Source organism: Clostridium sp. 1001270J_160509_D11 (assembly GCF_015667935.1).
Classification (GTDB): domain Bacteria; phylum Bacillota; class Clostridia; order Peptostreptococcales; family Peptostreptococcaceae; genus Intestinibacter.
In genome coordinates this window covers 1-10,186 of record NZ_JADPET010000108.1, presented here as the reverse complement: position 1 = coordinate 10,186, position 10,186 = coordinate 1, and the positions used below count along the sequence as shown (strand labels likewise).

Genomic DNA, 10,186 nt, shown 5'->3' with positions numbered 1-10,186 from the left:
TTTTCTTTTTATTATATATAATTATTAATTTTGTATAATCAAATTTTAATTATTTTATAAATTTAGTAATTGATTTATTCTCGGTACATCAAATCCTAAAACATAATCAGAGTCTATTTTCATTACTGGTACTGATAGAAACCCCTCTTTTATTAGGTTTCTTTTATGTTCTGAACTCTTAGATATATTATATTCTACATATTCTATATTATTTTGTTTTAAATATTCTTTTAGTTTTGTGCAATTTGGACATGTATCACTAGTATACATTTCTATATTCTTCACTCTACTCAACTCCTTCTTTCTCGATTTTACTTTATTTTCAGTTTTACATATTATAAAATTAATATGTATTGCTAATTATAAAATTATAATTAATAGTACATAATTTATAAAAATAAAGCAATACGATCAAAATATTTAGGAGGTTATTTGTAATGTCAAAGAAGGTACTAATTATGTCAGCCTCTACTGGTGGTGGTCATAATAGGGCAGCCAAAGCCATGAAGGATGAAATCGAAAAAAAATGCATCGATAGTGAACATATTACTTGTGAAATTATAGATAGTTTAAAGTTAATAAATACGACAATGGACAAGATTATTTCTAGTGGTTATGAAAAATCAGCTAAATATACACCTAAAGCATGGGGCGGTGTATATAAAATGTCAGATGCAAATATTGTCTCTAAACATGAGTATAAAGGTAACTTATTTAATACATTATTAGCTTCAAAGTTAAAAAAATTATTAAAAGAACGTAAACCTGATTTAATTATTGGAACTCATCCATTCCCTATGATTGCTTTGAGTACACTTAAAAAGAAATATCCTTATCGAAATGCTTTTAATAGCTTCTTTGTTCCACCACTTATATCGGTTTTAACTGATTATACAGCACATTCAACATATATTCAGGATGAAATTGATTATTATATTGCTGGGGATGAATATGTAAAAGAAGTATTAATTTCTGAAGGTGTAGATGGTGATAAAATAAAACCATATGGTATCCCTGTTGAGAAGTCATTCTTAGAGCATAGAGAAAAGAGTGTTGTTCTTGAAGAACTTGGCCTAGCTCCAGATAAGTTTACTGTATTACTAATGGGTGGTAGCTTTGGTGCAGGAAATATAAAAGACACTTTAAAAGAATTATTAGAAATAGATAGGGACTTCCAAATAATTGTTATAACTGGTAGAAATGAAACTTTAAAAGAAAAACTAGAAAAATCATTAGAAAAATATACTATTGATAAAAATATTTCTATACTTGGATTTACTCAAGATATGAATGATATATTATCAGCTGTAGACATTATAGTTTCAAAACCAGGTGGACTAACTACAACTGAATGTCTATTAAAAGAATTACCTATGATAATTCCTTATTATATTCCTGGTCAAGAAGAAGAAAACATGGATTTCCTTTCAAATTGTGGAGCTGCATTAAGAACCTCTAAGAAATTTACTATTTCTGTATTATTAAAAGTTCTTATTGATAATCCTACGAGAATGGAATTATTAAAAAATAATATTAAATCTATCAAAAAACAAAATACTGCTGAAGATATTGCCAATTTAGTATCAAATATACTTGGTTATTAATTTAGTTACATATAAATAATAAAGCCAACTCATAAGAGTTGGCTAATTTTATAATGCATAGACAATCATATTTTGATTTAATAAGGTTCATAAAAATCTTCTTCGTAATCATACTGGTAGTGTTTATAGTTGTTTCTAAATGCACTGTTTCTGTTATCTTTTACAGAGTGTATTTTTTTCTTACCAGCACTTTTTACTTTATCTCTTTTTTTAGATTCAATTTTTTTCTGTCTTTTTTCTTTATCGACAGCATGTTCCTCAAAATCTACAGTTGTTTTCATTTTACACCTCTATATTTCTCTTCTTCCTTCTAAGGCTTTAGATATAGTAACTTCATCTGCATATTCTAAATCCCCACCTATAGGTAGACCATGAGCTATTCTAGTAACTTTTATACCCATTGGTTTGATAAGTCTAGCTATATACATAGCTGTAGCTTCTCCTTCTATAGTTGGGTTTGTTGCCATGATTATTTCTTTTACATCTTGGTTTCCTAATCTTTGTATAAGTTCTTTTATATTTATCATATCTGGTCCTATACCATCCATTGGAGAAATTACTCCATTTAGTACATGGTATTGTCCTTTGAACTCTCTTATCTTCTCCATAGCTGCTACATCTCTAGGGTCCTCTACAACACATATTACGCTTGAATCCCTATTTGGGTTAGAGCACATGCTGCATGGATCCTTATCAGTTATGTTACAACATATAGAGCAGTACTTGATTTCTCTTTTTGCATCTAAAATTGCTTTTGATAGTGATTCTACATCATTGTTATTCATGTTAATTACATGAAAGGCCAATCTTTGAGCCGTTTTCTTTCCTATTCCCGGAAGTTTTGAAAATTCTTCGATAAGCCTACTTATAGGCTCTGTATAATATTGCATTATTATCACCTACTAAAATAAACCTGGTATGTTCATTCCCCCAGTCATTTTACTCATTTGAGATGATTGAGCGTCGTCTACCTTTCTTAATGCTTCATTTACTGCACTTATAACTAAGTCTTGTAACATTTCTATATCGTCTGGATCTACTACTTCTGGTTTCATAGTTACATCTAAAACTTCTTTTTTACCATTAACTTTAACAGTAACAGCTCCTCCACCTACAGATACCTCAAACTCTTTAGCTTCTAATTCTTGTTGCATTTTTTGCATATTATCTTGCATTTTTTGAGCTTGTTTTAAAATTTGATTCATATTACCTGGCATCATTCCTCCGCCAAATCCTTTTTTAGCCATTTATTTATTCCTCCTTAAGAAATTTATCATTATTTTATAATATAATTTTTATCATTTATTTTAGCTTTTTTCAATACTATCTTTTACTTCTAATATATCTTCACTTACTATATCTTTTAATATTTGTTCACCTTTATCCTCTTTTTTTATTTCAGTATTTAAATTTAATAATTGAGATTTAAATACAATTTTTACGTTAAAGTTCCTGTTTAATACTTCTCTTATAACTTTTTCTACGTATTGTATAGTTTGTGGTGAATCTAATTTATTTTTAGCAAATGAGTAATTGTCAGTAAATATAATGTATAAAATATCATCTGCTATATTAAAACTATCTACATCTTGAAGTAAGGCCCTAGTTATCTGCTGTCTGTCCTCTTTCATTTTTTGTAAGATGTTTTTCCATGATTTTTGTATTAACTTAACATCATCACTCTTTAAGTTTTCATATTCTACATCTTCTTCGTGTGATGTTTCAAGCGTATTGTTACCAACTTTTTCATTTTTATTAGAGTTATCCACTGTTTGATTTGTGGATATGTGATTAACTTTTATATTTCCAGATTCTATTTTTTGCTCTAAGTTTTCTATTCTCTTTAATAAGGCTTCTTTACTATCATCAAACATAGGTTGTGCTATCTTCATCATAGTTACTTCCATTAGAACCCTTGGATTTGATGATACTTTCATTCCATCTTGAGCTTCTGATAATATATTTAAAACTCTTATTAAGTTGTTAGTGTCTATAGTTTCAGCTTGTTGTTTTAGTAAATCTATAGTTTCTTCTGGAAGTGATATTATTTCATCTAAATCATTTGATATTTTACATACCATTAAGTTTCTAAAATGATCTATTAAATCGTTTACTAAATTTCTTACATCTTTCCCCCAAATAATAAAATCATTTAATATTTGAAGTGATTTTTTAGTATTTTCTTTTATTATAGATTCAGCTAAGTCAAATAACTGCTCTATATTTACACTTCCTAAAAGTTCAATTACATCATTATAACGTATAGTATGTCCTTCAAAAGATATACATTGGTCTAATATACTAAGTGCATCTCTCAGTGCACCTTGTGAATTCCTTGCAATTAAATTTAATGCTTTCTCATCAGCATCTATACCTTCTTTTTCACATATATATTTCATTCTTAATGAAATATCTTTTACTGTAACTCTTTTAAAGTCAAATCTTTGACATCTAGATAATATTGTTGCAGGTATTTTATGTGGTTCTGTAGTCGCAAGTATGAATATTACGTATGATGGTGGCTCTTCTAATGTTTTTAGAAGTGCGTTAAATGCTCCTTGTGATAGCATATGAACCTCATCTATGATATATACTTTATATTTAGATTTAGCTGGAGAATATTTTACATTTTCTCTTAATTCTCTTATATCGTCTACACTATTGTTTGAAGCAGCATCTATTTCAACTACATCCATTGTTTTATCTTCTAAAATATCTCTACAACTTTCACATTCATTACAAGGTTCATCATTGTGTAAATTAGTACAGTTTACTGCTCTAGAAAATATTTTAGCTGTAGATGTCTTACCTGTACCTCTTGTTCCACAGAATAAATATGCATGACCTACATTATTACTTTCTATCTGATTTTTTAAAGTTCTAACTATATGTTCTTGACCTACTACATCGCTGAAGTTCTTTGGTCTATATACTCTGTACAACGCCTTATGCATATCTATCATCCCCTTTGTTCCAAATACTATTTTTATTTTAGACAATTTCTTTAATTATTATATCATTAAATGCATAAAAATACTCTAATTTAAACACCTTTCCCAATTGCCATAAATCAAATTATATAATTTTTATTTTTATAGATAATAAAAAAATCTTTCCAAGTATAATAAAGGGGGTTATATCCTTTATTCTGAAAAGATTTACAAAATAAAAATCCCTCAAAAAGGGATTTGTTTTATATATTAAAATGCTGTACACCATCTATTGACTATACTTCCCAGACGTTACCGAAGTAGTTAGCTCGGCTTAGGCACTCCCACGTCACATGCAGTAACCACTTACTGCTGCTTCCTTCCGGATCTGACAGGGTTCATGGGCTTACATTGCATGGGACCTAAACGTCAACACCACTTGCTCCGGGCAGCTCCACAAAGTAGTAGCCTCTAGATGGAATTCAATCCTGCTATAGCGGATTGCAGGTTACAGGGCACCGCTACTTCCCCATCTAGTACAGCAAAGTTGTAACCGAAATTAATGTTCCTCTTGGCGGAGAGAGTGGGATTCGAACCCACGATACATTTTTACATGCATACTAGCTTTCCAGGCCAGCGTCTTCGTCCTCTCGACCATCTCTCCAGTTATTTTTTCCTTAAGTCTTTAAAAAATCTTTGCAAAATGATCGAACACTCGTCTTCCATAATTCCAAACTCAACATTTACACGACTATCTTTAAAGTACTCCATCTTAAATGTGTGTTGTTTTTCTATATTCGCGTTTTTAATATGTTTAGTTCCTATTATTATATTTTTTATTCTTGAATTTACAATAGCTCCACTACACATAATGCAAGGTTCCATAGTAACATATAAATCACAATTCATAAGTCGCCAACCACCTAATGTATTTGCTGCATCTTTTATTGCTAGCATTTCAGCATGTGCTGTAGAGTCTTGTAGAGTTTCAGTTAAGTTATGTCCTCTACCGATAATTTTATTATCTTTAACAATTACAGCGCCTATAGGTGTTTCACCCTTATCATATGCTTTCTTGGCTTCAGATATTGCCTCATTCATAAAAAATGTTTTTTCCATATTTCCTCCTAAACATATAACATATTAATATTAACACAACTTTTTTTATAATTCAACTTATTTTTTCCTGCAAAATTTTATTTTAATTGACCTTTTTAAACAAATATTTCAATTTAAACTATAAAAGGACTTATTAAATATAAGTCCCTCGCTTTGTTTATTTACTCAAATAAAATATTTTTCAACTTTAATTCTTTTTGTATTTCTTCAAATATTTCATCATTGTCCACTTCAATTGTATGAATATGATAATCTGGAGATAAAACTGACAACTGTTTAAACTCGTTTGTCGCTGCTTTCTGCATGAAATTTCTTAAATCTCTATTTGTAGCTACATTTAGGTCTGCTTTTAAAACTCCATATGTAGGATGTTCTACTATAACATCTTTTACCTTTCCACCTAAATCAATTATAGTTTGTAATTCATCATAAAGTTCATCATCAGAATTATGATTTTTACACTTTATCTTAAATTCATTTTTTACAGAATCCAAAACAATATATCCATTAGATGTCGCTATAATTTCTAATCCAGATGCTCTTAAAAGTGCTATATCCTTTACTACAACTTGTCTACTAACTTGAAGTTCTGCTGATAATTCACTTCCTTTTACAGGTTTATCAGACTTTTTTAGAATTTGTAATAACTTTTCTCTTCTTTCGTTTGAGCTCATTTCGCACCTTCTTCTTGTTTTATTATTTTGTTTTTCATCATCTTTAATTTATTCTATATACTTTTTTTAAAAAAATCAATTGCTAACTTTTTAAGTGAATGTATACAATCTACCTAAATAAAATTAAAAATTTAACTATTATTTTTTGTTGAATACTAAATTATGTGGTGCTATAATTGTTATCACAAGTGTAATTACACCTGTAAATACTTTATATGATAAAGGGGTCCATTATGATGAATGAACTATCTGAAAAGATATTAAAATTAAAAAAAGAAAAAAACGCTATAATATTAGCACATTTATATCAAATTCCTGAAGTACAAGAAATTGCAGACTATGTAGGAGATTCCTATTACTTAAGTCAAGTTGCTCGTGATGCAAAAGAAGATTTAATTATTTTCTGTGGAGTTAAATTTATGGCTGAAAGTGCAAAAGTATTATCACCAGATAAAACAGTCATTTTACCAGCTCCAAATGCAGGTTGCCCAATGGCTGATATGGCTGAAGTTGAAGATGTTGAAGAAATGATAAAAAAATATCCTGATGCATTTAAAGTTTGTTACATAAATTCATCTTACGAAGTTAAAGCTCTTTGCGATGCATCTGTTACATCATCTAGCGCTTTAAATATAATGAACAATATACCAAATAAACAAATATTATTTTTACCTGATCAAAACTTAGGTGGATATATTGCTGAATTCTTCCCAGAAAAAGAATTTATTTTATGGAGAGGTTTCTGCCCTACACACCACAGAATCACAGCTGAAGATGTTCTAAATGCAAAACAAGAACATCCAAATGTAAAGGTTTTAGCCCATCCTGAATGTTCTAAAGAAGTAAGAGAGTTAAGCGATTATCTTGGAAGTACAAGCGGTATAATCGATTATGCCACTAAATGCGAAGATAACGAGTTTATAATAGCTACTGAAGAAGGTGTACTACATCAACTTCAAAAGAAAAATCCAAATAAAAAATTCTATTTCCCTGAAATGATGGTATGCCCAAATATGAAAAAAACTACTTTACAAGATATCTATGATGCACTAGATGGAAAAAGAGAAGAAGTTGTTTTAGACGAAGAAATACGCCAAAAAGCATTAACTTCTCTAGAAAATATGCATAAATTAGGGAATTAATTATGAAAAATAAAAACGTAGATGTCTTAATAATTGGGTCTGGAGTTTCTGGTTTATACAGTGCTCTTAATTTAAGTAGTGATTTAGATATTTTAGTAGTTTCAAAAGGGAAAATAGACTGTACAAATACATATCTAGCACAAGGTGGAATTTCTGTTGCTAGAAATAAAGAAGATATTCCTGATTTTATAGAAGATACATTAAAAGCAGGACAATATAAAAATGATTTAGAAGCTGTAAAAGTATTAACTTCTGAATCTATAAAAAATGTAGAGGAATTAGTTTCATTAGGTATGAAACTAGACCTAGATGAAAACGGAGACTGGGATTACACAAAAGAAGGTGCTCACTGTGTAAATAGAATAGTACATACTAATGACCACACAGGAGAAGACGTTGAGAAAACACTTATAGAAAATATACTTTCTAAACCAAATATAACTGTTTCAGAAGATACTTTTTTTGTAGATATTATAGAAGAAGATGATAAATGCATTGGAGCTATACTTTTAAAAGACAATAAACAAATAAACGTATTTGCTAAATATGTAATTTTAGCTTGTGGTGGAATTGGAGGGCTTTATAAAAATTCTACTAGTCAAAGAATTCTAAAAGGAGACGGACTTGCCACAGCATTAAAACATAATATTGAACTTAAAGATATTAATTATATACAAATACATCCTACTGCATTTTATGATGAAACTGAAGATGAAAGAAGATTTTTAATTTCAGAATCAGTTAGAGGTGAAGGCGGTATCCTTACAAACGTAAATGGAGAAAGATTTGTAAATGAATTATTACCACGTGATGTTGTTTCAGCAGCCGTTTTTGAACAAATGGAAAAGACAAATACACCATATGTTTTATTAGATATTAGTTTTTTAGATTCAGACTATATAAAAAATAGATTTTCATTAATTTATAAAAGTTGTCTTGAAAAAGGAACTGATATAACAAAACAACCAATAAAAGTTTCTCCAGCTCAACATTATTTTATGGGAGGAATAAAAGTAGACACTAATAGTAAAACATCATTAGATCGCCTGTTCGCTGTGGGTGAAACTAGTTGTACTGGAATTCATGGTGCTAACAGATTGGCAAGTAACTCATTATTAGAAGGATTAGTATTCTCACAAAGAGCTGCCAATATTATAAATAATTCAATAGATGAGATAGAATTAATCACAAAATCTGTTGATAAATTAGAAAAAACAGTGGATGAAATAGCAGAAGAAAATAAAAAATTAGTTGTAGCAGCAATTAAAGGACAAGGTGGTAGAATAGATGATTAACTTTTTAATTGTAGACAAAATAATAAAATATGCACTTATTGAAGATATTCCAAACGAAGATATAACAACAAATTCTATAGTATCAGAAAATAGCATATCTTCTGTTGACCTTCTTTGTAAAGAAGAAGGTATTATAGCTGGATTAGATGTTTTTGCTAGAGTTTTTCACATCTTAGGTGATGTATCTGTGGATTTGTGGAAAAAAGATGGGGATAGAGTTTATCCAAAAGAAAAAATAGCCGAACTTAAAGGAAATACTAGAAATATACTTAAAGGTGAAAGAGTTGCCCTTAATCTTCTTCAAAGAATGAGTGGTATCGCAACATTAACTAATAAATTTGTAAAAGAAATAGAACATACTGATGCAAAACTATTAGATACTAGAAAAACAACACCTAACTTAAAATTATTAGAAAAATATGCAGTAAAAGTTGGTGGTGGACACAATCATCGATTCAATTTATCTGATGGAGTTATGTTAAAAGACAACCATATAGACGCTGCTGGAGGAATAACTAATGCAGTTAATTTAGCTAGAAAAAATTCCTCTTTTGTAAGAAAAATAGAAGTCGAAACAGAAACATTAGATATGGTTAAAGAGGCATTAGATGTAAAAGCTGATATAATTATGCTTGATAATATGGATTTAGATACTGCTAAAGAAGCAGTTTCACTAATAGGAAACAAAGCACAAATAGAATTTTCAGGGAATGTTTCATTAGAAACAATAAAATCTATCGCTGAAATAGGCGTTGGATTTATATCTGTAGGAGCATTAACTCACTCAGCTAAAATACTAGATTTAAGTATGAAAAACCTTAAACCATTAAATTAGTAGAAAGTATTATATTAATTTAAAGCTATGTTAACTTTCTACGTGATAAGCATGGCATAAAGATAACCGCTCCTTAGTATTTTCAAGATGTTGAATTTTAAGGCGTGGTTATTTTTATAGTTTACTTAAATTTGTTCGTATTTTACTAGTATTATCATCTTCTTTTTATTATTAAATAGAATATAAATAAAAAACCATTCCCTGCTACTAAGAGAGAATGGTTTTTGTATCCTAATGAAAGGTGCTATGCTTATTTAAAATGAATAATGAACTTATCTAGTTGTAATGACTATGTAATTCATTAAATAAAAAAAGACTACGTGGCTACGTCTTACTCTCCCAGGCGGTTGCCCACCAAGTACCATCAGCGCTCAAGAGCTTAACTTCTGTGTTCGGAATGGGAACAGGTGTATCCTCTTTGCTATAATAACCACATAATCTTTACTGAATTATTAAACATATTCAATTAATATTTAATACTTTCAAAACTGAAAACATTTAATGAATGATATTCATTTGGTCAAGTCCTCGATCTATTAGTATCAGTAAGCTAAATATATTACTACACTTACACCTCTGACCTATCA

11 protein-coding genes, 1 tRNA gene, 1 rRNA gene and 1 other RNA gene are annotated in these 10,186 nt (G+C 29.3%); 4 read left to right on the top strand and 10 right to left on the bottom strand.

Annotation, left to right across the window (positions count from 1 at the left end; genetic code table 11):
- Positions 1 to 54: 54 nt before the first annotated feature.
- Entirely contained in the window at positions 55 to 285 is a 231-nt protein-coding gene (locus tag I4U58_RS10115; RefSeq protein ID WP_195931194.1) for a glutaredoxin family protein, read from the bottom strand.
- 152 nt (positions 286 to 437) lie between these two features.
- Here I4U58_RS10115 and I4U58_RS10110 point away from each other — a divergent pair, with 152 nt between their 5' ends.
- On the top strand, positions 438 to 1,604 hold the full coding sequence (locus tag I4U58_RS10110; protein ID WP_195931192.1) for a glycosyltransferase: 1,167 nt from the start codon (positions 438 to 440) through the stop codon (positions 1,602 to 1,604).
- 77 nt (positions 1,605 to 1,681) lie between these two features.
- Here the strand turns inward: I4U58_RS10110 and I4U58_RS10105 are convergent, their stop codons facing one another.
- The 8 genes from I4U58_RS10105 to I4U58_RS10070 form a co-directional block, all read right to left on the bottom strand.
- Positions 1,682 to 1,885 carry a hypothetical protein gene (locus I4U58_RS10105; RefSeq protein ID WP_195931191.1) on the bottom strand — a complete coding sequence of 68 codons (204 nt, stop codon included), beginning with the start codon at positions 1,883 to 1,885 and terminating at the stop codon, positions 1,682 to 1,684.
- Positions 1,886 to 1,894: 9 nt separating this feature from the next.
- A complete protein-coding gene (recR, locus tag I4U58_RS10100; RefSeq protein WP_195931190.1) occupies positions 1,895 to 2,494 on the bottom strand; it encodes a recombination mediator RecR in 600 nt (199 codons plus the stop codon).
- Between the two features lie 12 nt (positions 2,495 to 2,506).
- Positions 2,507 to 2,851 carry a YbaB/EbfC family nucleoid-associated protein gene (locus I4U58_RS10095; RefSeq protein WP_007285682.1) on the bottom strand — a complete coding sequence of 115 codons (345 nt, stop codon included), beginning with the start codon at positions 2,849 to 2,851 and terminating at the stop codon, positions 2,507 to 2,509.
- Positions 2,852 to 2,911: 60 nt separating this feature from the next.
- The gene (gene dnaX, locus I4U58_RS10090) at positions 2,912 to 4,558 is read right to left on the bottom strand and encodes a DNA polymerase III subunit gamma/tau (protein WP_195931189.1); all 1,647 of its coding nucleotides are present in this window, start codon (positions 4,556 to 4,558) and stop codon (positions 2,912 to 2,914) included.
- Between the two features lie 254 nt (positions 4,559 to 4,812).
- An RNA gene (ffs, locus tag I4U58_RS10085) (signal recognition particle sRNA large type) lies at positions 4,813 to 5,076 on the bottom strand.
- 30 nt (positions 5,077 to 5,106) lie between these two features.
- Positions 5,107 to 5,198: transfer RNA gene (locus tag I4U58_RS10080), tRNA-Ser, on the bottom strand.
- Between the two features lie 2 nt (positions 5,199 to 5,200).
- Positions 5,201 to 5,653, bottom strand: coding sequence for a nucleoside deaminase (locus tag I4U58_RS10075; protein ID WP_195931188.1), 453 nt, complete (start codon positions 5,651 to 5,653; stop codon positions 5,201 to 5,203).
- 161 nt (positions 5,654 to 5,814) lie between these two features.
- Entirely contained in the window at positions 5,815 to 6,327 is a 513-nt protein-coding gene (locus tag I4U58_RS10070) for a transcription repressor NadR (RefSeq protein WP_195931186.1), read from the bottom strand.
- A 233-nt stretch (positions 6,328 to 6,560) separates the two neighbouring features.
- Here I4U58_RS10070 and nadA point away from each other — a divergent pair, with 233 nt between their 5' ends.
- The 3 genes from nadA to nadC are packed head-to-tail and all read left to right on the top strand — an operon-like array spanning position 6,561 to position 9,599.
- The gene (gene nadA, locus I4U58_RS10065) at positions 6,561 to 7,469 is read left to right on the top strand and encodes a quinolinate synthase NadA (RefSeq protein ID WP_195931184.1); all 909 of its coding nucleotides are present in this window, start codon (positions 6,561 to 6,563) and stop codon (positions 7,467 to 7,469) included.
- A gap of 2 nt (positions 7,470 to 7,471) precedes the next feature.
- Positions 7,472 to 8,764, top strand: coding sequence for an L-aspartate oxidase (locus I4U58_RS10060; protein WP_195931182.1), 1,293 nt, complete (start codon positions 7,472 to 7,474; stop codon positions 8,762 to 8,764).
- On the top strand, positions 8,760 to 9,599 hold the full coding sequence (nadC, locus tag I4U58_RS10055) for a carboxylating nicotinate-nucleotide diphosphorylase (protein ID WP_347708177.1): 840 nt from the start codon (positions 8,760 to 8,762) through the stop codon (positions 9,597 to 9,599). Before I4U58_RS10060 ends, nadC begins: the two co-directional genes overlap by 5 nt.
- A gap of 318 nt (positions 9,600 to 9,917) precedes the next feature.
- On the opposite strand, the gene rrf is transcribed toward nadC, so the two are convergent.
- Positions 9,918 to 10,034 (bottom strand): 5S ribosomal RNA (gene rrf, locus I4U58_RS10050).
- Between the last annotated feature and the right edge of the window lie 152 nt (positions 10,035 to 10,186).